Annotated in this window: 19 protein-coding genes and 1 pseudogene; 8 read left to right on the top strand and 12 right to left on the bottom strand. The window is 41.0% G+C overall.

Annotated elements, in window-relative coordinates:
- Nucleotides 1-47: 47 nt before the first annotated feature.
- Together AB8618_RS13850 and AB8618_RS13845 are read right to left on the bottom strand one after the other, a co-directional pair.
- The gene (locus AB8618_RS13850) at nt 48-377 is read right to left on the bottom strand and encodes a 5-carboxymethyl-2-hydroxymuconate Delta-isomerase (RefSeq protein WP_008114843.1); all 330 of its coding nucleotides are present in this window, start codon (nt 375-377) and stop codon (nt 48-50) included.
- Nucleotides 378-492: 115 nt separating this feature from the next.
- A complete protein-coding gene (locus AB8618_RS13845) occupies nt 493-2,610 on the bottom strand; it encodes a winged helix-turn-helix domain-containing protein (protein ID WP_409423992.1) in 2,118 nt (705 codons plus the stop codon).
- A gap of 327 nt (nt 2,611-2,937) precedes the next feature.
- Between AB8618_RS13845 and AB8618_RS13840 the strand changes: the two genes are divergently transcribed.
- From AB8618_RS13840 to AB8618_RS13810, 7 genes are all read left to right on the top strand, one after another.
- Nucleotides 2,938-5,958, top strand: a complete 3,021-nt coding sequence (locus tag AB8618_RS13840; RefSeq protein ID WP_409423991.1) for a TonB-dependent receptor domain-containing protein — start codon at nt 2,938-2,940, stop codon at nt 5,956-5,958.
- A 136-nt stretch (nt 5,959-6,094) separates the two neighbouring features.
- A complete protein-coding gene (locus tag AB8618_RS13835; protein WP_409423990.1) occupies nt 6,095-6,565 on the top strand; it encodes a CreA family protein in 471 nt (156 codons plus the stop codon).
- A gap of 3 nt (nt 6,566-6,568) precedes the next feature.
- Nucleotides 6,569-7,351: a hypothetical protein gene (locus tag AB8618_RS13830; protein ID WP_413400845.1), complete on the top strand. Its 783-nt coding sequence runs from the start codon at nt 6,569-6,571 to the stop codon at nt 7,349-7,351.
- 2 nt (nt 7,352-7,353) lie between these two features.
- Nucleotides 7,354-7,980, top strand: coding sequence for a LysE family translocator (locus AB8618_RS13825; protein WP_409423988.1), 627 nt, complete (start codon nt 7,354-7,356; stop codon nt 7,978-7,980).
- Between the two features lie 61 nt (nt 7,981-8,041).
- Nucleotides 8,042-8,536: a gamma-glutamylcyclotransferase family protein gene (locus AB8618_RS13820; protein WP_409423987.1), complete on the top strand. Its 495-nt coding sequence runs from the start codon at nt 8,042-8,044 to the stop codon at nt 8,534-8,536.
- 27 nt (nt 8,537-8,563) lie between these two features.
- Nucleotides 8,564-10,105 (top strand): serine hydrolase, encoded by a 1,542-nt coding sequence (locus AB8618_RS13815; protein ID WP_418157314.1) that lies wholly within the window; start codon nt 8,564-8,566, stop codon nt 10,103-10,105.
- Nucleotides 10,106-10,208: 103 nt separating this feature from the next.
- Nucleotides 10,209-11,132, top strand: a complete 924-nt coding sequence (locus tag AB8618_RS13810; RefSeq protein WP_413400843.1) for a histone deacetylase family protein — start codon at nt 10,209-10,211, stop codon at nt 11,130-11,132.
- Here AB8618_RS13810 and AB8618_RS13805 read toward each other — a convergent pair.
- On the bottom strand, nt 11,112-11,411 hold the full coding sequence (locus tag AB8618_RS13805) for a hypothetical protein (protein ID WP_409423984.1): 300 nt from the start codon (nt 11,409-11,411) through the stop codon (nt 11,112-11,114). The genes AB8618_RS13810 and AB8618_RS13805 overlap by 21 nt on opposite strands.
- 76 nt (nt 11,412-11,487) lie before the next feature.
- Here AB8618_RS13805 and AB8618_RS13800 point away from each other — a divergent pair.
- A pseudogene (locus tag AB8618_RS13800) lies at nt 11,488-14,015 on the top strand (EAL domain-containing protein).
- Here AB8618_RS13800 and AB8618_RS13795 read toward each other — a convergent pair.
- From AB8618_RS13795 to rpoD, 9 genes are all read right to left on the bottom strand, one after another.
- Complete coding sequence (locus AB8618_RS13795; protein ID WP_413400841.1) at nt 13,988-14,803, bottom strand: DUF2797 domain-containing protein; 816 nt, start codon at nt 14,801-14,803, stop codon at nt 13,988-13,990. The pseudogene AB8618_RS13800 and the gene AB8618_RS13795 overlap by 28 nt on opposite strands.
- A 21-nt stretch (nt 14,804-14,824) precedes the next feature.
- Entirely contained in the window at nt 14,825-17,365 is a 2,541-nt protein-coding gene (locus AB8618_RS13790) for an EAL domain-containing protein (protein WP_413400840.1), read from the bottom strand.
- Nucleotides 17,366-17,458: 93 nt separating this feature from the next.
- Nucleotides 17,459-18,742, bottom strand: a complete 1,284-nt coding sequence (purD, locus tag AB8618_RS13785; RefSeq protein ID WP_413400839.1) for a phosphoribosylamine--glycine ligase — start codon at nt 18,740-18,742, stop codon at nt 17,459-17,461.
- A gap of 14 nt (nt 18,743-18,756) precedes the next feature.
- The gene (locus AB8618_RS13780) at nt 18,757-19,575 is read right to left on the bottom strand and encodes a class I SAM-dependent methyltransferase (RefSeq protein WP_290191742.1); all 819 of its coding nucleotides are present in this window, start codon (nt 19,573-19,575) and stop codon (nt 18,757-18,759) included.
- 109 nt (nt 19,576-19,684) lie between these two features.
- The gene (gene purH, locus AB8618_RS13775; protein WP_413400838.1) at nt 19,685-21,271 is read right to left on the bottom strand and encodes a bifunctional phosphoribosylaminoimidazolecarboxamide formyltransferase/IMP cyclohydrolase; all 1,587 of its coding nucleotides are present in this window, start codon (nt 21,269-21,271) and stop codon (nt 19,685-19,687) included.
- Between the two features lie 235 nt (nt 21,272-21,506).
- Entirely contained in the window at nt 21,507-21,797 is a 291-nt protein-coding gene (fis, locus tag AB8618_RS13770) for a DNA-binding transcriptional regulator Fis (RefSeq protein WP_002957804.1), read from the bottom strand.
- 19 nt (nt 21,798-21,816) lie between these two features.
- Nucleotides 21,817-22,788 (bottom strand): tRNA dihydrouridine synthase DusB, encoded by a 972-nt coding sequence (gene dusB / locus AB8618_RS13765; RefSeq protein ID WP_010391792.1) that lies wholly within the window; start codon nt 22,786-22,788, stop codon nt 21,817-21,819.
- Between the two features lie 281 nt (nt 22,789-23,069).
- Nucleotides 23,070-23,951, bottom strand: a complete 882-nt coding sequence (gene prmA, locus AB8618_RS13760) for a 50S ribosomal protein L11 methyltransferase (RefSeq protein WP_413400837.1) — start codon at nt 23,949-23,951, stop codon at nt 23,070-23,072.
- Between the two features lie 71 nt (nt 23,952-24,022).
- Nucleotides 24,023-25,864 carry an RNA polymerase sigma factor RpoD gene (gene rpoD / locus AB8618_RS13755; protein ID WP_010391796.1) on the bottom strand — a complete coding sequence of 614 codons (1,842 nt, stop codon included), beginning with the start codon at nt 25,862-25,864 and terminating at the stop codon, nt 24,023-24,025.
- Nucleotides 25,865-26,112: the final 248 nt, after the last annotated feature.

The raw sequence follows: 26,112 nt of genomic DNA, 5'->3' as shown, positions 1-26,112 counted from the left end.
TCATAGTTATAGAGCACTTGCCTATAACTATGATGTTTTAATGGCGGTTAATTCTTACGATAAATCTCGTGATTCATTTCGTAAATATTAACGCTTAAGCTATCAGAAGCTCTACAATATGTTTGTAGGCACGCTAGTAACTGCTCACTTAGTTTTTGTTTTTGCTCAATAGAGCGCCCAGCCATAATATGTACTGCAATATGAATAAACCCCTCTTTACCCACACCTAATTGGTAATGTTGATACGCAATAGCACGAGTTTTTATTGTTTCTAAATCAAATAAGCCACTTTCAAATGTTGTTGTGTGGATTTTTTCCACTAGAACCTGAGGTAATAAAGGCAGATCTTCTGAGTGTTCAATAATAATGTGTGGCATTTAGCGTATCCTCTTAAGATTGGTTTGTTTAATTATACCAAACGGGTTTGTACGCGCTAACCCTATGGAGCTTAATTTTTAAAAATTTGGCTTAGCATAGTTCAGGCTATTGCTTTTAGGGCAAATGTTTTTGGTTGATACGTTTTATGTCAATTTGTGGTGACTTATACGAAGAGTACACCAGCCAGTTAGCACTCGTAATATAAGTTAAGCCAGAAGTACGGCTAAATGCGCGTTCGGGAAGGCGTATAACGTCATGATGGCTTTTGGTTGAGAGGTCGTAATAACTTAATCGGTAATCACCTTGTTTTACATTAAAATAGTAAATACGTGATGTCGCTAAGGTATCGCCTTCAAAAAAATACCACGAATTATGATTTGATAAATTAATATCGCTAACCAGTAGTTGCTCAGTTTGGCTTTTAGGGTCTTTTATCCATAGTTGATTGGTTGCTTGGTTGGCAAAAATTAAAGCGCCTTGCTTGTTTTCATAAGCGTATAGCGTGGGAGACTCTACAGCTTGTATAAGCTTATTAGTGCTTAAGTCTAAGCGATACACGTGCTGATCATCAGAAACTAATACGGTTTTACTATCTGCAGCCCAGCTCGGTTTACCATGATCGCTAAAGCCCGTAGGTAATAATCGACTGGTTTGTTTATTAAAGTCATACAGGTATAACGCATGACCACTAGGGTGCGAGGCAATAAAAGCAATATAATCACCATCTGGCGACCATACTGGATGGTAAATATTGGCATTGAGATTAGTGAGCTGCTTTCGAGAGGTACCGTCTTTATTTGCGGTCCACAACTCCATTGAGCCCGACTCATTAGAGACAAACGCGAGTTTGTTTCTGGCTTTGTTATAATCAGGAAAGCGGGTACTAAAGTGGCTTGATAGCACTGGGAAAGGAGAGCTTGCAACCGCATTATTAACCTCTAAACGCATTAAAGCCGAGTCTATATTCCACTGATGAAAATACAAACTGCCATCACTGGCAAATTCTGGGTAGCTTAAGCCATCTATGCGGGCATTGATCATTTGTTGTGTTTTAAGGTTGTAAAAGTACCCTTGGCGTTTACCTTTTTTTACACCAGAAAAAACGAGTTGTGCCTTAGAGGGGTGCCAATCAACGCCTCTCATATCAATAAACCCAGTAGTTAACTGATTTGCATTGCCTGTTTTTATATCGATTAAAAATAATTCTTCAAACCCCGTTGGTAAGTTACGAGATACTACAAGTTGAGTTGCATCTGGGGAGAACACAACCGACTCATCGCTATATTGGCATGCTGAAATACAAGGTATTTGAGTAACTGTGTATGGCGATGAGGTTAAATCAACAAGGTTAAGTTGAGTCAGAGTATTTGTTTGATCTTCACTAATATAAACCAGTTTAGTGCCCGGGGCATTTATGTCTATATCGGTACTCGCTTTGTTACCACACTTCCCTAAAATAATGGTATTTCCCGAGGCAATATTTTGCTGAATAACCTCACAGCCTTGACCAGATATGCGGCGATAATAATAAACAAAGGTTAAGTCGGGGCTAAATACCGCTCGCCCTTCAATGAATGGGGTGTCGGTAAGAGCTATTGCAGCTTGTTCGGGTAAATGTAAATCACGTAAGTATAAATTTGCTTTATGACCAGGGCGGCGCCAAGAATATGCTAAAAAATGACTGTCGCTGGATATAGCGGGGAATAGCTCTCGTCCTGGGCTGGTAGTAATGGTTTCAACATGATCGTATAAGCGCTCTGCTTGTTGCGATAGCGCAAGCGGCTTATTTTCATCGCTAAAAGCGTTGTAACCCCAGGCACCAACGAATAACAAGACCACGATAGCCATGGCTACAGCGAAAATATATTTAGGGCGAGTAGAGGATGCATCAATACTGTTCTGCGCGTTTGGCATTATTGGTTTTTGCACTAAGCGATAACCTGTTTTACGCAGTGTTTCTATGTAGGTGTTGTCGGGGTCAAGCTCTTTAAAGCTTTTACGAAGGTGCCATATGGCATTAGTGAGTGCTTTTTCACCCACATATTGATTACCATCCCATACATTTTCAATTAGTTGTTCGCGACTCACTGCATTTGGGTAGCATGCTACTAAGTAGGTCAGCAGTTCTATAAATTTAGGTTGTAAAATACAGGCTTTATCAGCACAAAACAGCTTATTTTCAAACGCCGATATTTGGCAATTTCCAATTGAAAAAGGCTGCTGAGTATTCATAGTATGTGTATTTAAACCTCTTCCTAGTATGAGTTATTAGCAATATTTATTGTGTTGTTTAATGCAAATTAGCACGATAATTAGTTAACGTTCAATTTTACATCATTCTAACACAATAAGTATAAGTTCATGATTATAAATAAATAGATATTAAATAGATGTAAAATAGGGATATAAACGAGACACCTCTCATTGTGCTTTTATTCACGATTACTTACAACCTGTTATTAGTAAAACAAACCAATTAGTACAAAACCGATTTAATAACTAGAAAGTTAATAAAAAAGCGATTTTTACTAATGGGCTAATAAAAAATGAGGGAAGTCTGTGAGTAAAATATCAACCAAAAAATGTGCGTTAGCACTGGCTATAACAGCAAGCTTATCTGGGTATGCAATAGCAAATGACGAGGCAATTGATCGTCAATCTTCTGCAAAGGCAAGCGAAGAAGTGGTACAAGAAGTACCAGAGAAAATAACAGTAACAGGCTCGCGTTTAAAGCGTGATAGTTTTTCGGTTACGACTCCGCTGGTTACCATGGACAGAGCATCAATTCAGGATACAGGCTTAGGCAATCTTTCAGATGTATTAATCGATAATATGCCTGCACTGAGTCAAAGTATTGGTAACACAACCAGCCAATCAAGCATTTCGGGTACTGGTTTATCAACAGTCCAGCTTCGTGATTTAGGCGCTAATAGAACGCTGACATTGATTGATGGCCGCCGTGTTGTCTCTAATAGTTACGGTGGTAATTATGTCAGTTTAAATACTATTCCTAGTGGCATGGTAGAACGTGTTGAAATTATTAGTGGTGGTGCGTCGGCCACTTATGGTGCCGATGCGGTTGCTGGTGTAGTTAATATTATTACCCAGTCAAAAAAAGAAGGTTTTGAATTTCAAGCCCGAGGCGGTGAAACAACAGATGGTGGCGGTCGCGAGTTTACGCTTGATTTAAACTACGGAACGTCATTTGCTGATGATCGTGGTTATGTATTTGTTAGCTCAAACTGGGATCGTGATTTTGGTATGACCTTTTACGATCGCGACCGAGCGCAAATAGAAGCGGCGCATAGTTACGATGATGAGCTGATGTGTAATCAAATGTACACTGCTGATGGTTATCAGTGTATGAGCGGTATTACACAAGCTGATTGGGCAAGCAAAAGCGATGGCACTTTAGGCGGTGTATTTTTAGAAAGCAGCCGAAACGACACTCAGTTTTGGTACGACGGTCAGACACTACGTGATGACTGGAAAGGCAATGAAGAGATATACGGTATCAACTCACAACAATACGTTATGCTTGATGTACCTAGTGATAACTTTTCGACCGCAATAAAAGTAGATTATGATGTAACAGACGACATCATGAGTTATTTCCAAATTCAATACAGTAAGAGTGGCTCGTTCAACGATAAGTCACCAGAAGATGAATACGAAGGGGCTTATGTACCTCGCTACGACCCAGTGACAGGGGATCCTATCGATGATATTGCGCCAGGTTATATTCCTATTGATAACCCATATGTGCCACAAGAAATTATTGACAGTAACCCATACAAAGACCGTATTTATTGGGATCGTCGTTTTGGTGAAGTAGGTAATATCAGCACTGACAACGACCGTACGACTATTCGTACCTGGACTGGCCTGCAAGGTATGATGTTTGATGATACATGGGATTGGGATATTTCTGCCGGATATGGTCAATTTAAACAGCATCAAATCCGCAGTAACGAGTTAAACACAGTACGTGTTAACCAAGCCCTGCAAGCTGAAAAGCTAGCCGATGGCACTATTCAATGTAAAGACGCCGAAGCGCGAGCGCAAGGATGTGTCCCGCTTAATTTATTTGGTGAAGGGTCTATTACCCCTGAAATGGCTGACTGGATCCGTACAAATCCAATTATTGATACTGAGATTCAACAGTACACGGTAATGGGTTATATCACCGGTGACTTATATGAATTGCCAGCAGGTAATGTGTCTGCAGTATTTGGTGCAGAGTATCGTAAAGACTCGCAAAGCTTAGATACCAGCGATGATATGAAAGCGGGCGGTATTACGTTTAACGTTGTGCCTTCTTTTTATGGTGAAGTAGAAGTATATGAGGCGTTTGCAGAGCTTGCAGTGCCACTACTTAAAGATGTGCCATTTGCTAAAAGCTTATCGGCAGAAACATCGTTGCGTTTAGCAAATTACAGTATTGATAATATCAGCACCGTAGCCAGTTATAAGTTAGGATTATTGTGGCAGCCAATTGACGGGTACATGCTACGTGCTAACTATGCGCGTGCACAGCGTGCCCCAACTATTACAGAGCTATTGTCACCCCCTCGTGGCGATTTTGATTCATTTGATGATATTTGTGATGGCTTAACTGCAACATCAACAAACCCAGGGCACGATAACTGCCGTTTAGAGCCAACCTTGGCACAAAAGCTGGCTGATGATCCTGACTTTAAATTTGAAAGTGAAGACAATAACTATTCACCAAATACGGGTAATCCAAACTTAAAAGAAGAAACAGCCGATACCTATACCTTTGGTATTACTGTTTCTCCTGAGTTTTTAGATGGCTTTAACTTAGCGGTTGATTATTACGACATTGCCATTGTTGATGCAATTGATGAAATAAGTAACGAAAACATCATGCGTGAATGTTATGACTCAGAGGCTGCGTGGGGTAGTGATAACGAATATTGTAACGATATTACCCGTAACGACGAAGGTAACATCGTAAAAATACTACAGCGTGAATATAACTTAGATGAGTTAACAGCGCGCGGTTACGATGTAGTTGCAACTTACAAATATGACATAGGCAGCTATGGTAACCTGTCATTTAAGCTTGATTACAATCATATTATTGAAAACTCGCAAACCTATGAAGGGTTAGATGGTTCTAGTGTGACTTCTCAGTATGCAGGTTATGGCCGTTCAAAAGATAAAGCCGCTATGTCGATTGTATGGAAAATGGATGACTTACGTATCCGCTGGCGTACAAATTACGTAGGTGCTTTTAAAGCAAGCCAAGAAGATGAGAAAGATTACCTTGAATATGTTGCTGCAAATGATGAACGCTGTGCTACGGGCGATGCCGGTTGTATTGCTAACCCTGAGCCACTGGCATATCAAAACTATGGCTCATTTTTAAAGCATAGTTTATCAGCGTCTTACACTATGGCACTGACAGATAAGAGTGACTTACGTGTATTTGGTGGGATTAATAATGTATTTGACGACAAAGGGGCATTTTATCCAAGTGGCCGAGGGAACTTCTATAGCCGTTACGGCGGCGGTGCTGGTCGTTATGTTTATCTAGGTGCACAATATAGATTTTAATAATTTTTAGCTGTATTTGTTTGCAAAGGCACTCCTTCGGGCGTGCCTTTTTTATTGCTTATAAAATTTGTTTTATCGCAGTGAAAGCGTTTAGTATAAGGCATAACTTAATTTTATTATGAACGAAGGACTTGCTATGAAATATCTCAAAATGGGTGGTTTAATTGCATGTTTAGCAGGGCTTACGGGGTGTTCTGATGATGTTGCTTCAGTGAGTCTAGGGTTATTTACCACTAAGGATGTGGTAGTTAATTCTCAGCAAGATCCGCTTGTGACTGGGGTTACTTGTCATATTAGTCACATTGAGGCTAATTTAGACTTTTCAGATCCCTCAGATATGTCGATTGCTTGTCGTCAAACGGGGCCAATTACCGCAGACCAATTACAGTCTATTGACCGTAGTAAGTCGGGCGAAGTTGTATTTAAATCATCTAAGAGTATTTTGTTTAAGTCGTTAAAAGTTCGTCGCATTTATGATGCTAAAACACATACGTTATTGTATTTATCGTACTCAACTAAAGAATCTACGGGCAGTCATCATCACGCGCTTTCTACGGTGCCTTTATACAATACACAAGCATGGCAATGGGCGAAGGGGCAAGAGTAGTTTATGTTAACCCTATTTAAATCAAAGCCCTTATTGGCAGAACAAGAACAACAGTGGCTAGTTGATACCTTTATTTGGGCTGCAGAAAACTTTGACCTGAATTTTTTTACTAAGCACAGCCAAATTATTTTGCCAACGGTCGAGTTTTTTCCTGATTCGGTTTCAAGCATTGAAGAAATGGCCAGTAAAGTGTTTGCGCGTGTTAAACACTATGCTGGTATGAGTGAATGGCCTATGACACTTGTTGCACCGCAACAATTACAACCTCAGGTGTTTCCACATTTTGAATTTAGTGAGCATCTACGTGGTGAGCACTGCCATTTAATGGTGCCACCAAGCCATACAATTAATGTGTCGTTTAACCCAAACCAAATTAATCAGCCACAAGATTTAGTAGCTAGCTTTGCAGGTACTCTTGCTACCATTTTAATTCATCATGTAGGCGTATTGCCCCCAGGTGGTAAAGCGTACTTACCTCAAGCAACGGATGCTTTAGCGTGCTTTTTAGGTTTTGGGGTGATGATGAGCAATACTGTGTACCAGTTTAAGGGTGGTTGTGGCTCATGTTACAACCCATATGCCAATCGCGAAGCCAGGCTCAGTGAAACCCATACTGTATTTATGCATGCTTTAGTAAGCTACTTTAAGCAAGATAAACACTCTAAAAAACATTTAAAACCGCATTTAAGAGGCCAATTTAAAAAAGCGCAAAAAGAAATAAAAGCGTTGGTTAATCAGTCGGCTAATCCATTATTGTTAGCTTTTTCGCCAGAGCAAGCCTGTTAGCCATGGTTTATATTGATGAGTTTTTATTAATTGCCATCGCTCATTTTTTTGCAGTGGCCAGCCCTGGGCCCGACTTTGCGGTAGTCCTTAAACAAAGTGTACAGTACGGAAGGTATAATGCGCTATGGACCAGTGCAGGTGTAGGCGCAGCTATTTTATTACACATAGCTTATTGTGTGTTGGGAGTCGCGCTGGTTTTAACTCAATCGCCTTCGTTGTTTATGGCACTTAAATATATAGCCGGTGCTTATTTAGCGTATTTAGGTGTGCAGGCGCTTCGCGCTGCTAAACCTTCAAATACCGCCAATAATGAGCAGATAAAACCCAGCCTTGCAGTTGAGTCATCATGGCGTGCGTTTCGCCGTGGTTTTTTTACCAATGCATTAAACCCTAAGGCTACGCTATTTTTTATGTCGCTGTTTACCTTAGTGATTAGTCCTACTACACCGGTAATAGTGCAAGTGGGGTATGGTGTTTATATGGCGCTTGCTACTTGGGCTTGGTTTTCTATTTTGTCGCTATTGCTATCAAAAGCACGGGTGCGTAACTTTTTTCAACAAAGTGGTTATTGGTTCGATCGCGGCATTGGCATTATTTTAATCGCACTGGCTGTGCGAGTTGTTATTTAACAGAGGTCTGTTGACCTTTGCAAATTTGATCTTGAAAGGTCAATAGACCCTAAGGAATAGTATGGCGTTATATAATTTTTCGTTTGGCTCCAATATGTCATCTAATCGTTTATTGGCACGTTTACCTAATGCAAAACGTGTGGGTACGGCGCTTTTAAAAGGTTATAAGTTAACCTTTAATATGGCCTTTGCTGATGGTTCAGGTAAATGCACTATTGTGCCCACTAATGAACCCGATGCCGTGGTATATGGGGTGGTGTATCAGCTTAATGAGGCCGAAAAAGAGATCTTAGATAAAATTGAAGGCCCTAATTACGACTGTGTTGATTTAACCGTGAGCCTTTTAGATGACGATGATATTAATGTGCACTGCTATATAGCAAACACACATGACGACACACTGCTACCTTATGATTGGTACGTGCAGCATGTATACCGAGGCGCACTTGAGGCTGGCGTACCCGAACACTACAGTCAACGTATTTTAGCTTACCCGAGTAAGCAAGATACGAATAAAGCGCGCGCCGAAATAGAATTTGCGGTTTATCAAGATTAAACAAAAATAATAACCTAAGGTAACACAATGAAACTAACAAAATTAGCCACAGCCGCATTATTGGTTGGCTGGGCGTTCACGAGCTCTGCAGCGGTTGATACCGATAAAATTTCAGAGGTGATCAACGCTTCAATGACACGGTTTGATGTACCCGGAATGGCCGTTGCTATTGTTGAAAATGACAAAGTTGTATTCGCTAAAGGCTTTGGTGTTGCCAACCTCAATACTAATAGCAAGGTGAATAAAGACACTTTATTTGGCATTGCTTCAAATACCAAGGCATTTACCAGTGCAGCACTGGCTAAGCTGGTAGATGAAGGCAAATTAAGCTGGGATGATCGCGTAATTGATCACCTACCCGAATTTAGATTGCATGACCCATACGTTACCCGTGAAATGCGAATTCGCGATTTGCTAAGTCATCGCAGTGGTTTAGGGCTTGGTCAAGGTGATTTAATGATTTGGCCAAGTACTGATAAATCGGTAGCCGATATTTTATCGGGGCTGAAATATTTAAAACCTGCTAGCAGTTTTCGTAGCCAATATGCTTACAACAATCTAATGTTTGTTACCGCTGGTGAAGTTGTTGCCCGTATATCGGGGATGAGCTGGAACGACTACATTGAAAAAAATATTTTACAGCCGCTCAATATGAGCAACTCACGGGCTGGCTTTTCGCGTATCGCTAAAAATAACAAAAACTGGGCAATTGGGCACATCCCAATGGACGGTAAATTGCATCCCTTTTTTGTTAATTACCTTGAAGACTTCAGAGGCGCAGGAGCCATTGCATCAAGCGTAAATGATATGAGCCAATGGCTACGTACTCAACTTGCTGGTGGCAAAATGCCTAATGGCGAGCAGCTATTTAGTGAAAAGCAGCAAGCACAAATGTGGCACCCACATATTACCTCACTAGCATCCAAAAGTGCTTATGAAGCGTACTATCAGCAATTTAGAGGTTATGGGTTGGGCTGGAGTATAGAAGATTACCACGGCGTTAAGAAGCTGGCACATGGTGGTGGTATTTTAGGTATGGTCTCGCAGGTTACTCTTTTGCCAGAGAAAAATGTGGGAATTGTGATATTAAGCAACCAACAAGCGTTTTCTGCATTATCGGCGGTGACTCATGAAGTATTTGAAGATGTACTAGAGCTTGAAGATAAAGACTGGGTTGAAGATTTAGCTAAAAAGCACTTTGCAGGTAAAGAAAAAGCCTATGCTAACGCGGCTCCTTCAGTGCCAGCAGATATCCAGCCGGCATTGCCAACCATTAATTACACCGGTACGTTGCATGATGATTGGTATGGCGATGTAATAATTGAAGAGTTAGATGGTAAATTACGCATTGATTTTACCCATACAAAGCGCCTCAAAGGTGAGTTGGAGCATTACACAGGTAATACCTTTATTGTTAAATGGGATGAAAAGCTATTAGAGGCAGATGCCTTTATTCGTTTTTCTATGAGTGCAGATAACCGTGTAGAATCAGCGAAAATGAAGGCAGTTTCAACGCAGGTGACCGATTTTAGCTTTGATTTTAGAAATCTTGACTTAAAAGCTAAATAACCAGAACCTTGCTTATATAGTCGTTTAGTATCAACCAAAGTCGCAAAGCCACCCTAAGGTGGCTTTGTTATACTCGTTAAGCAACTTATTTTTGGAGTTAACTATGCGCACTGCGATTATTTCTCACCCCCACTGTCGAAAACATAAAATGATTGACGATCATCCAGAGTGCCCTGAGCGTTTGGATGCGATTAACGACCGTTTACTTGCAAGTGGACTGGATGTCGCCATTGAGCAAAAACAAGCGCCTAAGGCTTCGCGTCAGCACTATTTATTAGCGCATAGTGAACAACACATTAAGCATGTAGAAAGTATGATCCCAACCGAAGGGCTCAGCGATTTGGACGGCGATACCTGGTTATGCCCCGATTCATTGAAAGCAATTGAACGTGCAGTAGGGGCAGGATTACTCGCTGTTGATGAGATTTTAGAGGGTAAATTGGATGCCGCGTTTTGCTCAGTACGCCCGCCAGGGCATCACGCTAATCGCGACAGCTCTTCTGGTTTTTGTGTGTTTAACAACCTTGCGATTGCGGTTAAATATGCACAAAGCAAAGGGGTAAAACGCATTGCCATTATCGATTTTGATGTGCACCATGGCAATGGTACGCAAGATATTTTTATGGATGATGAAAATGTGTTGCTGTGCTCGTTATTTCAATATCCATTTTATCCAAATACTGCCATTAAAAATAACGCCACGTTGATAAATTCACCTTTGCCTATTGCTAGTGATGGTACTGATTTAAAGGTACTTTATGAGCAACAATGGCTACCAAGATTAACAGAATTTAAGCCTGAGCTACTTTTTATAAGCGCAGGATTTGACGCGCACCTTGAAGATGATATGGCCAGTCTTAAGTTTGTTGAAAGTGATTATATATGGCTTACTGAGCAATTAGCGCAATTTAGCCAACAACATGATTGCTTAGGAATTATCTCTTACCTAGAGGGAGGATATTCGCTATCAGCTTTAGGGCGCAGTGCGATTGCACACGTTAAGGCCTTAGTTGATTTCGGCGAGTAACATAAATGTCTGATCAGGAGTAAGCTGCTCTATTTTACTGAGGCAACATTGTCCTTCTTTTGCTAAGTATTCCTTTACCAATTGCGCTAATTGTATTGCACTGAGTGCATTATGCGCATCGCCATTTAAACCTTGATAGCCACCTACTTTATCTAAAATAACTACGTTTTTCTGCTCATTCACGTCCATAGTATAAATAAAATCATGTAACTCATCTGCATGCTCTAATAGCTCAATCTCATTATTATAAATAATAATTAATGGGTAACTGATGCTCATATATTGTCCTAAATCAAATTGTTATTTACTGAATAATTTATAATCGTGCATTGGTTTAATTTTGGAAGTAGAAGCAATGCCCCACACTAGCCGCTATCAAAAAGTATGCGATGTTTTTACCAATAAAGTGATCGCCTGTACTGAGAATACCCCTTTAATTGAAGCGGTAAAATTAATGCGTGCGCACAATGTTAGCGCTATTTTTGTTAAACATCAGCAACAAATAGTGGGAGTGTGGACTGAAACTGATTGTTTAACGCTTAACTTTTCTGATCAGACTCTTAGACAGGTAATGATTGAGAAAGTGATGTCGAGCCCTGTATTAAGTGTATCCAGCCAACAATTATTAACCGATACCGCGATGGTGTTTAATAAGCATGGCGTCAGGCATTTACTGGTGACTGATGCCAATGATAACCCGAGCGGGGTGATCAGTATTACTGATATTGTTAGTAATCAAGGGTTAGAGCATTACCTGCAATTTAGACCGATAAACGAGCAATATAACAAAAATATTAGGGTAGTACCGAGTTCATTAGCTATCAATGATGCAGTTAACTTAATGCGTGAACACGCCGAGAAAGTTGTTTTAGTCCTTAATGAAGATGAAAATGCCCATGGCATTATTACCCAGCGAGATTTACTCAAACTGATCACCGAGCAGCACAACCATCTTGTTTGTTGGGATTTAGCGAGCCGTCCTCTTTATAAAATAAGCCCTCAAGACAGCCTTTTTGATGCTTACAGGTTGATGTCGGAGAGTAATATTCGGCATTTAGTAGTAAGCGAAAATAATCAAATAAACGGTGTATTATCGCTTGAAAACTTAATTAATGAAATTGAAACTGCGTATTGCTGCGAGCTTGAAAAGGTACTTCAACAGCGTGATATTGCACTGCAGCACTCACAGCGTAATTTATTCTTAGCCAATAAAATTATCGACTCCTCCCTAGATGGCATCATGATCACCGACTCGAATGGAGTGATTATGCAAGTAAACCCTGCATTTACTCATTTAACCGGTTACAAAGAATATGAGGTGATAGGTAAGCGGCCTAATATGTTGAGCTCAGGGCGTCATGATAAAAACTTTTACATAAAAATGTGGGACTCACTGACCAAAACTGGGGTATGGCAGGGGGAAATTCATAATCGTAAAAAATCTGGCGATATTTATATTGAGTGGCTCAGTATTATAGAAATAAAAGAGCCAAGTCATAGTGATGTGATTTATGCCGCTATTTTTAGTGACATAACAGAGCGAAAAAGCGCAGAAGAAAAAGTGGTGCAGCTAGCATATTTTGATGAGCTAACAGGCTTACCTAACAGGCGCTTATTTAACGATAGACTCTCTATGGCACTGGCCGCTGCTCACAGAGATAAACAAATGTTAGCGGTAATGTTTATTGATCTTGACCGTTTTAAAGAGGTAAACGACAGCTTAGGCCATAACGCCGGTGATACCTTATTAAAATTAGTCTCTGAGCGTATTATTAACACCCTCAATGAGGGAGATACATTGGCACGATTAGGGGGGATGAGTTTATCGTATTGTGTGAGGTTGAAAACGTAGCAGCTGTTATCAGACTCGCAGAAGGGATTTTAAATCACTTAAATACCCCCTTTAAATTGGAAGGATTTGAAGTGGGTGTTACCGCCTCTATAGGTGCAGCCGTTTATCCAGATGATGGCTTGGACAGTGAAACATTATTAAAGCATGCTGATATTGCCATGTATCGCTCAAAAGATGTGGGGCGTAATTCGTTTCAGTTGTTTCAACCCTCAATGAATGCCCGCTCCCTTGAGCGCTTAGCGATGATGAGCCGCTTTCAACATGCACTCGAACATGATGAGTTTGAGCTTTATTTTCAGCCTAAAAAATGTTTAAAAACAGGGGCGATTATGGGGGCTGAAGCATTACTGCGTTGGCATGACCCTGATTTAGGCACTATTTCACCAGCGCAGTTTATTCCACTCGCTGAAGAGTTAGGTTTAGTTGTACGTCTCGATTTATGGGTTATTAACCAAGCCGGTAAAGAGTTAACTCTTTGGCAAGCAAAAGGAATGAATCTCGGACGTTTAGCGATTAATGTATCTGCTTGCCACCTAAGTCAAGGTAAGTTGGCTGATAATATTAAAGCCATGCTAACTCACTATCAATTACCAGGTAATTTACTTGAAATAGAGCTGACCGAAAGTAGCTTTATAGGCTCTTTTTCACAGGCAAAAGAACAATTACAACAGCTTAAAACGCTAGGTGTGCATATTGCGCTTGATGACTTTGGCACGGGGTATTCGGCGTTAAGCTATTTAACCAAATTGCCCTTTAACTCATTAAAAATTGATGCCAGTTTTATTGCGAAAATTCCTGATGAATACGGCAATAGCCAAATTGTAGCGGCCATTATAGCTATGGCGACAAGTTTAGGATTAGATGTGGTTGCTGAAGGAGTTGAGCATGCCTCGCAAGAGGCACACTTAGCAACAATAGGCTGCAATATTATTCAGGGTTACTATTATTGCTATCCATTAACACGACAGCAATGGATAGCATTTTATAACCAAGCAGCAAATGGTTATTCTGAGTCTACACTCACTTCATAAGAGGTGAATTTTCGAATATTAATCACACCGCTATCAAAAATTAAGTACTGACCTTTTATACCTTGTAAAATACCGCTAACAACAGGGTTTTTATCAAAGTTAAATGAGCTAATTTTGCTTGGGTATTCACTGACTGGAAAATCAAGGCTTACTACATCTTCATCAAGCTGTTCAATGGCGGTTGCGCCAAACAACTCACTCAGCTCTGTGAGCTTTTCGCTTATTTGTGGAATAAGTTCAGCGGCCGCTGCTTTTAAATCAAGCGCGTCGTTTTGCCCTTTAAGCATATTGCGCCAATTGGTTTTATCAGCAATAAACTGTGCCAGCGCTACTTCAACAAAGCCCGATTGTAAACGAGTCTGCACTTTAAAAATAGGTAAAGCTTGGGTTGCCCCTTGGTCAATCCAACGGGTAGGTATTTGTGTATGGCGAGTAATGCCTACTTTTAATCCAGAGGTATTTGCTAGGTAAACAAAATGCGGGATCATGCAATTTTCTTCGCCCCACTCTGGCTCGCGGCAGGTGCCTTGGTCGTAATGGCAGGTTTCAGGTTTCATGATACACATATCGCAACTGGCAAGTTTGCGCATACACACAAAGCAATGCCCTTGAGAGTAGCTCTTTTTGGTTTTTTTACCACAGTTAGAGCACAAAATTGTGCCACTAAAAGTAAGGGTTAGCTGTTTGCCAATTAAGGCATTTAAATCAACCAGCTGCTCACCTACAGGTAGATGATATTGAACTGGCTCTGTTAAGCTCGACTTTAATTTACGCAGTGTACCTTGCATCTTTTCTTGGCCCCAAAGATGTTAAAAAGGGGAGTTTAACATTTTTAGGCTGTATTGGCTTTTTAAGAAGTCTAAATAATTATCATAAGAGAGTGCTTTGGCATACAAGTAGCCTTGAGTACGGTCGGCGTTCATCGTTGTAAGTAGTTGATGAACCTCTTGAGTCTCTACGCCCTCAATCGTGATAGTTAGGCCCAGATTATGTGCCATATCTATGGCTGTTTGTACAATAACCTGATGCGCACGGTTATCAGTTAAATCAAACACGAACGACTTATCTACTTTAAGTTCGCTAAAGTGATAGTTAACTAAGTAGCTAAGCGATGAATAACCCGTACCAAAGTCATCGAGTACCACTTTAACGCCCAAGGTGGCAAGTTCCTCAACTAAGGTGACTAATGCATCTTGGTTTTCGACAAAAGCAGACTCAGTCAGTTCAAACTTTAATAAGTGAGGGGCAACTTGATATTTAATTAAAATATTCTCTACTTTTTCAGTCAAATTAGTAATGGCTAGATTTTTTGCACTTAAATTAATACTAATACTATGATTGCTTATGCCATCGGATGCCAGCTTTGCAATGTCTTTACAGGCTTGTTCAATAACCCAAATTGTTAATTCATTAATAATACCAGTGTGTTCGGCGAGTATAATTAGCTTTTCTATCGAAATGCTTTTAAAGTCAGCATCGGGCCAACGTAGTAAGGCTTCAGCGCCGTTTATACTGCACTCCTCTAAGCTTACCTGTGGTTGATAATACAGTGCCAGCTGATCCTCTCTTATCGCTTGTTGTAGCTTGGCTGCAAGGGCAACGTCCATGGTAAGGTTGTCATATGCAAGTGATGAGCTTACTTTGCTTAGGTTATGTTTAGCGTCGTGTAATGCTAAATAGCCTCGTTTTAACCAAAACTCAAAATCATCACGTTTACCGTAACCACTAATGCCAACACTGTAATTAAGTTGTAAGTCTAGACCTTTAATTTGATATGTTTTTGGTAACTTATTTAAGATCTGTTTGAGTAATTCTTCGAGCGTATACTGACTCTGGTTTTTAGTGGAAATACAGGCAAATACGCCACTGCCTAAATCAGCAATTTTAGCTGGCTGATTAATACCACTGTTGAGATGAAAAAACTCTCGTTCAAAGCTTAATTGGCATTCAAGTTCGTGAGCAACATGTTTAATTAGCTCATACCCTTGCGAGGGCGTAATAATGGTATTTAGAGAGTTAAAATGACGTATTTTCACCAAACATAAAGTGGTAGAGCGCCGCTGTGCCTTGAGTGCCATAAAGGCATATTTTAGTTTGGCGCTATTGAGTAGCTTAGTTTGCTGGGTATGTGTTGCATGATATAGCGCTTGCTCACGCTGGTAACGAATCCGATCAGCAAGTGCCATTGCCATTAGGACAATTTCACACAAAATGGCAATTAAAAATGCATGGCGTATTGAAAAGCTATAGGAAATAACACCTGTGAGCTCTAAAGGTTGAACGGCTGCGCCAATGATCAGTGGCACCCATGAAAACACATAAAACTTAGCCCAACGAAAACCACTTCTTAATTTGTTATAAATTAAAATGGAGCAGACAATATAGAGTGATCCTAAAATTACAAAAAATATCGGCGCAGCTATGTTTTCGGGAATGAAAAAGCTCAATATACCGAGAACTAGCATCAGCCTTAATAAACCGATGCTTAATTTATAACGCCAACAGCCGTCTTTGTGATAACGCAAAAACAGTGTACAAAATGCGAGGGTAAAAAACGCCATGGTGTAGTTGACCACAATGACTTTTTCGTGAATAAATAATTGCCATTCAAGCGGCCATAAATAAAAGCCAAATCCCAGCACAGTTCCCATTAATGCAATAGCGCTAATAATGTAGCCAATATAAACTAAGTAAACACGGTCTTTAATGCCAAAATAGAGCAATAAGTTGTACAGCGAAGCCATTAATAGTACGCCAGCAAAAATTCCCCAAATGCCTGTTTGAGAGCGCACTAAGTCAACAAATACAGTATGGCGATACAAATGAATTGGGGTTTTACTAATCCCCACGGTATCTATTTTTATGACTAATTGTTGTTTAGATTGGCCATCAAGCTTAAAACGAATATGGGGCACGCTGTACTTAAATAAAGTAAGGTGCGGCTCTTTATCACCAAGTTTATAAGTGTCGAGTAGCTGGTTATTACTATTGAGCCGATATATAGTGAGGTGATCCACCATAGGGTTATCAAAGTGCGCCACCACATCTTCTTCTTTGCTGCTTTTGTTTTCTAAATCAAGGCGTAACCAATAATTTTTCTGTTGAAAACTCCAAGGAATATCGTTAAATTCTTGCGCTGTAAACTGCGCTTTATTACTCATTACTTCTGCGAAGTTTTGTGTTTTACTCTTGTCTATGTAATATGCATGATCGAGGTAAACAGGAGTTATTTTATCTATGGTATAGCGAGATGGCATCACAAAGTTTGTTGCCAATGTGCTGATAATAAAAAAGATAAAAATTAGTATTACGACCGCTATCGCATGATAGCGCAAGGTTTTAAATTCCAATATTAACCTGTGCCCTGATTATTTTTTTATAGTGTAGCAGTAAAAAGCGCAGATAATCTGCGCTTATAAAGTTTAATGAGTAAAACTCAATAATTATTGTTCACGAGCAATTGCACGATAGGCTATATCTGTACGGTATTCCATGCCGTTCCAGTTGATTTCATCAACCAGTTTGTAAGCGCGCTGCTGTGCTTGTGTAACTGTATTACCCAGTGCCGTTGCACATAGTACACGGCCACCGGCAGTCACAATATTGTTACCGTCTTGCTTAGTTCCTGCATGAAAAACTTTTTCGCCTTCAGGGTAAGCTACTTTCAGGCCACTAATCGCATCACCTTTCGGGTAGCTATCTGGATAACCTTTGGCAGCTAAAACAATACCTACAGCAGCGCGTGAGTCGAACTCAATAGTGGTTTTATCAAGTTCTACACGATTAGCAGCTTCAATCAGTTCAACTAAGTCTGATTGCAAACGTAGCATCATAGGTTGTGTTTCAGGGTCGCCAAAACGACAGTTATATTCAATTACTTTTGGTGTGCCGGTGTCATCTATCATCAAGCCTGCATACAAAAAGCCAGTGTACGGATGGCCTTCGCTAGCCATACCTTCTACCGTAGGGTAAATCACTTCATTCATAATGCGTTGATGAATTTCATTAGTCACTACCGGTGCCGGAGAATAAGCCCCCATACCGCCAGTATTTGGACCCGCATCGCCATTGTAAGCACGTTTATGATCTTGGCTGGTTGCAAACGGCAATACGTTTTTACCATCAACCATCACAATAAATGACGCTTCTTCACCTTCTAAAAACTCTTCAATCACAACACGGCTGCCAGCTTCACCAAAGGCATTACCCGCAAGCATATCGCGAATAGCCTCTTCAGCCTCGTGCTCGTTCATGGCTACAATCACGCCTTTACCTGCCGCTAAACCATCGGCTTTTATAACAATCGGTGCGCCTTTCTCTTTTAAATAGGCAAGCGCAGGGTCGATTTGTTCAAACGTTTGGTAATCAGCGGTTGGGATAGCATGACGTGCTAAAAAGTCTTTAGTGAACGATTTAGACCCTTCAAGCTGGGCTGCACCTGCTGTTGGGCCAAAAATAGCTAAGCCGTGTTCACGAAACTTATCAACAACACCTAATACTAGCGGCACTTCTGGACCAACAATGGTTAGCTCAACATTATTTTGCTGTGCAAAGCTAAGTAGTCCATCAAGATCTTCAACGTTAATTGCAACGTTCTCAAGTTTTGGCTCAAGGGCTGTGCCCGCATTACCTGGAGCAACATAAACAGTGTTTACTTTTGTATTTTGAGCGGCCTTAAACGCAAGTGCGTGTTCGCGGCCGCCGCTGCCAATGACTAATACATTCATGGCGAATTTCCTATTTAAAGCGGTTTTTTAAATTTCAGCGTCATACGGTCGCTTTCACCTATGGCTTTATATTTAGCGGCATCTTGCTCGCCAAGTCTAAGGCTCGGTGGAAGGGTCCATACCCCTTTAGGGTGATCGGCTGTATCAAGAGGGTTTGCATTAATATCGCTTTTTGCTTCAAGTTCAAAACCTGCTTGTTCAGCAAGTGCAATAACCACACTCTGCTTCATATAACCTGATGACTTTTGCATTTCATCGGCTTGCTCTTCGGGTAGGCGATGTTCAACTACGCCTAAAGTGCCGCCAGGTTTAAGTGCTGTATAAAATGACTTAAACGCATTGCTTGCAGCTTTTTTATCTTTACTCATGTACCAGTTATGGACATTACGAAAAGTAAGTACCATATCGGCGCTACTTGCAGGAGCAATATCTAAATGAGTAGAAGGAGCAAACTCAGTAAGTTTAACGTCACTAAAGCGGGCATCTTCAGCGATTTTAGCTTTAAAACCAGCAAGAGAACGTTGGTAGTAACCTACCGATGAATCAGCAGGAAAATGCGCGGCATAATAGGTGCCTTGCTCTTTTAGTGCTGGCGCTAAAATTTCACTATACCAACCACCGCCAGGCGCAATTTCTACCACAGTCATTGTTGGTTTAAAGCCAAAAAACTCGAGGGTTTCTACAGGATTGCGGTATTGGTCGCGTTCACTACTGCGCTCGCTTGCTTTAACTGCATTTGTTAATGCTGAGTCGTGGCCATGGTTGTGTGCTAATGCCATTGTTGAACTTAATGACAGCGTGGCAACCAGTAGAGATTTTAGTGCAAATTTCATCGTCTAATCCTTCACATTATAATTGTTAGTCATGGTTATAGAATAAGCAGAATACGTGAATTTGATGCAAACAAAAAGAGCTAACTGAAGTAGTTAGCTCTTTAAGCGATTAATGGCGGAAATGGCGCATACCCGTAAACACCATTGCCATACCAGCTTCATCAGCTGCGGCAATTACTTCTTCATCGCGCATTGAACCACCCGGTTGAATAACCGCGGTAATACCTGCTGCGGCTGCAGCATCAATGCCATCACGGAATGGGAAAAATGCATCTGATGCCATGACTGAGCCTTTAACTTCAAGGTTTTCATCAGCGGCTTTAATACCGGCAATTTTAGCTGAGTAAACACGGCTCATTTGGCCTGCGCCAACACCAATAGTCATACCGTCGCGGGCATAAACAATGGCGTTTGATTTAACAAATTTAGCCACTTTCCAACAGAACAGTAAGTCTTTAAGTTCTTGCTCAGAAGGCTGGCGCTTAGAGACAACCGTTAAGTCGTCTTGCGTTACCATACCTAAATCACGGTCTTGAATTAGAACGCCGCCATTAACGCGTTTAATATCATGGCCTGTGCCTTTAGCTGAAAACTCACCACACTCTAATAAGCGAACATTTTGCTTAGCCGAGACTATTTGAGCCGCTTCTGCACTTACGCTTGGTGCGATAATAACTTCAACAAATTGACGTTCAACAATCGCTTGTGCAGTTTTTGCATCAAGCTCTTGGTTAAAAGCAATGATGCCGCCAAACGCTGACGTTGGATCTGTTTTAAAAGCGCGATCGTACGCTTCTAAGATATTGTCGCCAATTGAAACACCACATGGATTAGCATGTTTTACAATAACACACGCAGGTACATCAAATTCTTTAACACACTCAAGTGCGGCATCGGTATCGGCAATATTGTTAAACGATAATGCTTTACCTTGTAGCTGAGTCGCTGTCGCCACAGACGCTTCAGTGATGTCGCTTTCAACATAAAACGCGGCATCTTGATGCGAATTTTCACCGTAACGCATATCTTGTTTTTTAGTGAATTGCATATTAATAGTACGTGGGAACTTAGTATCTTCAGCGGCTTCTTCTGTGTAATCAGGCACCATTTTACCGAAGTAGTTAGCAATCATACCGTCGTATTGCGCTGTGTGCTCATAGGCGGCAATAGCTAAATCAAAGCGGGTTTTGTAGGTGGTTGAGCCGTTATTATTTTGCATTTCGCTGATAATACGGTCGTAGTCGCTTGCGTTAACAACAATCGTCACATCTTTGTGATTTTTAGCTGCTGCACGCACCATGGTTGGGCCGCCAATATCGATGTTTTCAATAGCATCTTCAAGGCTGCAGTTTTCTTGAGCGACAGTATTCGCAAAGGGGTATAAGTTAACTACAACGATGTCGATAGCAGCAATGTTGTTATCTGCCATTACGCCTTCATCTTGGCCACGACGAGCAAGAATACCGCCATGAATTTTTGGGTGTAGGGTTTTTACGCGACCATCCATGATCTCAGGGTGTCCGGTGTGATCTGATACTTCGGTAACTTTAATCGCATTATCAGCAAGTAGTTTACAAGTGCCGCCAGTTGAAAGTATTTCAACACCTTGTGCTTCTAGTGCACGGGCAAATTCAACAATACCGGTTTTGTCTGACACACTCAAAAGTGCGCGACGTATAGGACGATGTGTATCCATTGTAGTTTGATTTCCTCAGTTAATGAGCTAGCTTAGAAGCGCGTATTTTAACTGATTACGACTCAAAAAACGACTTATAACGACCCATAAAGCGTGAGCATTTTGCAATTTCGTTAATAAATTTTACAGATAAAAAAAGCACCCTAAGGTGCTTTTTTAAGAGTGTTTTATAAAACACTCAGTGTATTGAATCAGTAAGCGCGGTAAAGCAATTACGGCATCAATACCTTAGGTATTAGTTCATACCGTATTTTTTTAGCTTTTTACGTAAAGTACCACGGTTGATACCTAGTAAAATTGCCGCACGAGTCTGGTTGCCACGTGTGTAAGTCATTACTTCTTCAAGCAATGGCGCTTCTAGCTCAGAAAGAACAAGGTCGTAAACGTCTTGCACATCTTGACCGTTAAGCTGTTTTAAGTAGTGGTGAACAGCTTTTTTTACTGCATCACGCAATGGCTGCGGTTTCTCGTGTGACTGAACATGAGGGTTTGTGATAAATGGAGAAGTCACGTTTTGTTCGAACATTATAAAGTCTCTTTCTTTCTTAGTTAGCTGCTAGTGTTTTAAAGTATTGCTCTAATGCGACGACCTGTTCCTCGGAATTGTCGAGCGCATTAAATACTCGCCTAAACTGACCGTCACTGTCATGGGTTTGCAAATACCAAGATACATGTTTGCGAGCGATTCGTGCTCCCATTGGCTCACCGTAAAACATATGGAGGTTGGTTAAATGCTCCATTAAAATACTGCGCACCTCTGCAATAGCAGGTGGCTGCATATGTTCACCAGTTCGCAAATAGTGGTCTATCTCCCTAAATATCCAAGGGCGACCTTGGGCGGCTCGACCAATCATGATGGCATCTGCACCCGTATAGTCCAAAACCTGCTTTGCTTTTTCAGGTGATGTAATATCACCATTAGCAACCACAGGTATCGACACTGAACGTTTTATATCCCTAATTGTGGCGTACTCAGCATCACCTTTGTACATACATGCGCGCGTGCGCCCATGTACAGCCAGTGATGCAATGCCATAACGTTCAGCTATTCTTGCAATCTCTACACCATTACGGTTGTCCTGATCCCATCCAGTACGGATTTTAAGTGTTACAGGTATATCAACCGCATTAACGACGGCATCAATAATCTCTTCCACGAGTTCTGGAAACTGTAATAAGGCTGAGCCTGCAAGTTTCTTGTTCACTTTTTTTGCTGGGCACCCCATATTGATATCTATGATCTGTGCACCGTTTGCAACATTGAATTGTGCGGCCTGTGCCATAAGCTCAGGGTCTGCTCCTGCAATTTGCACCGCACGTATACCCGACTCACCAGAATGATCCATTCGGTTCATCGACTTTTCGGTTTTCCAAACCTTCGGATTAGACGACAGCATTTCAGACACAGCAAGGCCAGCGCCTAAACGACGACATAACTGTCTAAATGGTCTGTCTGTTATGCCCGCCATAGGCGCGACAATGACATTATTCTCAAGTTGGTATGAACCGATACGCACGATATTCAATAGGCCTCTTTTCAAGGGGCGCTAAGTTTACGGCTTTTTGCGCAAAAATCAAAGGCTATAAATTGAACAAAAGTGACTTTTTTTTGCTCTTTTCGTATTGACATTTGATAACCGTATGACGAAGCGGTTTATTTGTGTGAATTTTGAACGGTCGTTGTTTTTATAATAAAAAATCTTTATTTTTTATTATGTAAAAAAATAGTAAAGCCTGTTAAATACAGGCTCTAGAAACGACTTTTGAGTTAATGCTCTAAATTTTTAAAAACGCACTATTATGCTTTTTTAATGCCACTGACTCGGGTCCAATCGCCTTCACTGGCAATCTCATCAAGTTCAATAAAGGGCGCATATATATCAGCAACCGATTTTGCTTGCTCTTCTAAAATGCCCGACATGGCAATTTTACCACCTGGTTTTAATAATCCTAAAATCACACTATGAAGCTCACGCAGAGGTTGCGCTAAAATATTTGCCACAACAATATCAGCTGTAAATTCAGGTTGGTTTTCAGGTAGGTAAACCTCAAGCTTGTCAGCAACGCCATTACGGTTAGCGTTATCTAAGCTTGCTTCTAGCGCTTGCGGATCAATGTCTATCCCTATCATGCGCTCAGCGCCTAATTTAATTGCTGCTATACCTAATATGCCTGAACCACAACCAAAATCGACTACTGTTTTGCCGCTTAAGTCTTGGCTTTCAAGCCACTTTAAACACAGCGCGGTGGTGGCGTGCGTGCCAGTACCAAATGCAAGGCCAGGATCAAGTAGCACATTGACTGCGTCAGGGTCTGGAATATCGCGCCAGCTAGGGCAAATCCATAGTTTTTCGCCAAATTGAATAGGGTGGAAGTTATCCATCCACTCACGTTCCCAATCTTTGTCTTCGAGTTGCTCGATTTTGTAAACTAAATTGTCTTTGAGCTCATCATGGCGCTTTAATAACGCAACCACGGCGTTCATATCGTGATTAGCTTCGAACAGACCAATTACTGTGGTATCAGCCCAAAAAACGACAGTGCCAATTTTGGGTTCGTAAATAGGGGTGTCTTTAGCATCAATAAAAGTAACAGAAGCACTACCAGCTTCCATTAATAAGTCACTAACTGCATCAGCGGTTGCAGCATTGGCATTGATACGGATTTGGATCCAAGCCATGTTTATTTCCTTGAAATAGAAAAAAGGCCGCTACAGCGGCCTTTTGAGTTAACTCATAATGTAACGCTAGATTATTTAGCGTCTAAAAAGCTTTTCAGTAAATCAGAGCGAGAAGGGTGACGTAATTTACGTAGTGCCTTCGCTTCAATTTGACGAATACGCTCACGTGTTACATCAAACTGCTTACCTACTTCTTCCAACGTGTGGTCGGTATTCATATCAATACCAAAACGCATACGCAGTACTTTCGCTTCACGGGCAGTTAAGCCAGCGAGCACATCGTTAGTTGCGCCACGAAGAGACTCCATTGTTGCCGAATCGATAGGCGAATCAATAGTCGTATCTTCAATGAAGTCGCCTAAGTGCGAATCTTCATCATCACCAATCGGTGTTTCCATTGAAATTGGCTCTTTTGCAATCTTAAGTACCTTACGGATTTTATCCTCAGGCATCATCATGCGTTCAGCTAATTCTTCTGGATTTGGCTCACGACCCATTTCTTGTAACATTTGACGTGAAATACGGTTCAATTTATTGATCGTTTCAATCATATGTACTGGAATACGGATCGTTCTTGCTTGGTCAGCAATAGAGCGAGTAATTGCTTGGCGGATCCACCACGTAGCATAAGTTGAGAACTTATAACCACGACGGTATTCAAACTTATCAACCGCTTTCATCAAACCAATATTACCTTCTTGAATTAAATCCAAGAACTGTAAACCACGGTTGGTGTATTTTTTAGCGATTGAAATTACCAGACGTAAGTTCGCTTCTACCATCTCTTTTTTAGCACGGCGCGCTTTCGCTTCACCAATACTCATGCGACGGTTTATATCTTTAATACGTTCAATGCTTAAGCCAGTGCTTTCTTCCATTGAAGAAAGTTTGCTAATACAACGAAGTATTTCAGGCTTCACTTCTTCAAGTTTAGCTGAATGCTTTTCGTTAGCTGCAATTTCAATATCAAGCCATGCTGTGTCAGTTTCGTTGTTTGCAAAGTGCTTAACAAAGGTTTTCTTTGGAAGCTTTGAAACTTGTACTGCATGCTTCATGATAAGACGTTCTTGAACGCGAACTCGGTCCATCATTTCACGCATGTTATTAACCATGCGGTCAAATTGTTTAGGCACAAGTTTAAAGGTTCTGAACAACTCACCAATTTCTAAAATTGCGGCTTGAGATTCTGGATGAGAGCGACCTTTTTTATCGAATGTTTCACGTGCTTTAGTGTATAAATCACGTAAGTTTTCGAAATGGATGCGCGCTTCTTCAGGATCTGGACCTGTATCTACTTCTTCTTCGTCTTCATCATCGCTGTCATCATCATCGTCGCTGTCATCAAGCTGTTTTTCGCTTAATTCAGAGCCAATGTTAGTGGCAGCAATTGGTGGTGCTTCGTCTGCATCAGGATCGAAAAAGCCAGAGATAATGTCGCTAAGGCGCATCTCTTCTGCTTCAAACTTATCCCACTGTTCAAGTAGGTAAGTGATCGCTTCTGGGTATTCAGCAACCGAAATCTGTACTTGGTTAATGCCTTCTTCAATACGTTTAGCGATAACAATTTCGCCTTCACGGGTAAGAAGTTCAACAGTACCCATTTCACGCATATACATGCGAACAGGGTCTGTTGTACGGCCGATTTCTTTTTCTACAGTAGCAAGGGCTGCAGCGGCAGCTTCCGCTGCGTCTTCGTCTGTCGTGGTTTCTTGCATCATTAATTCATCAGCATCAGGCGCGTTTTCGCTAACCTTGATACCCATGTCATTAATCATGCTAATGATATCTTCTACTTGATCTGAGTCGATAATATCTTGTGGAAGGTGATCATTAACTTCTGCAAAAGTTAAGTAACCTTGCTCTTTACCTTTTTGAATCAGAAGTTTTAATTGTGACTGAGGAGTTGGATCCATAGAGATTGTTTCTTCCACTCTGATAAGTTGATACAACAGGCGCCATCATGGAGTTTGCTCAAAGGCTAACCAGAATAATGTGACGCAGTGAATAGCACAGTATAACAGCCTAAATCAAATCTGACTAGGGTCTGTTGGTCTTTCAGGATTAAAGTTTGTTCAATCCAAGGGTGGTTTAATCGCGGCGCGAGGTTTGTAACCTAGTGGGCTAAGTAAAAACCGAGCCACAAAGAGTAAACCTCCCTTGG

This window comes from Pseudoalteromonas sp. RW-H-Ap-1 (assembly GCF_048318575.1).
GTDB lineage: Bacteria > Pseudomonadota > Gammaproteobacteria > Enterobacterales > Alteromonadaceae > Pseudoalteromonas.
Note: the sequence above shows the minus strand (reverse complement) of the source record. Positions and strands in the feature narration are given on the sequence as shown.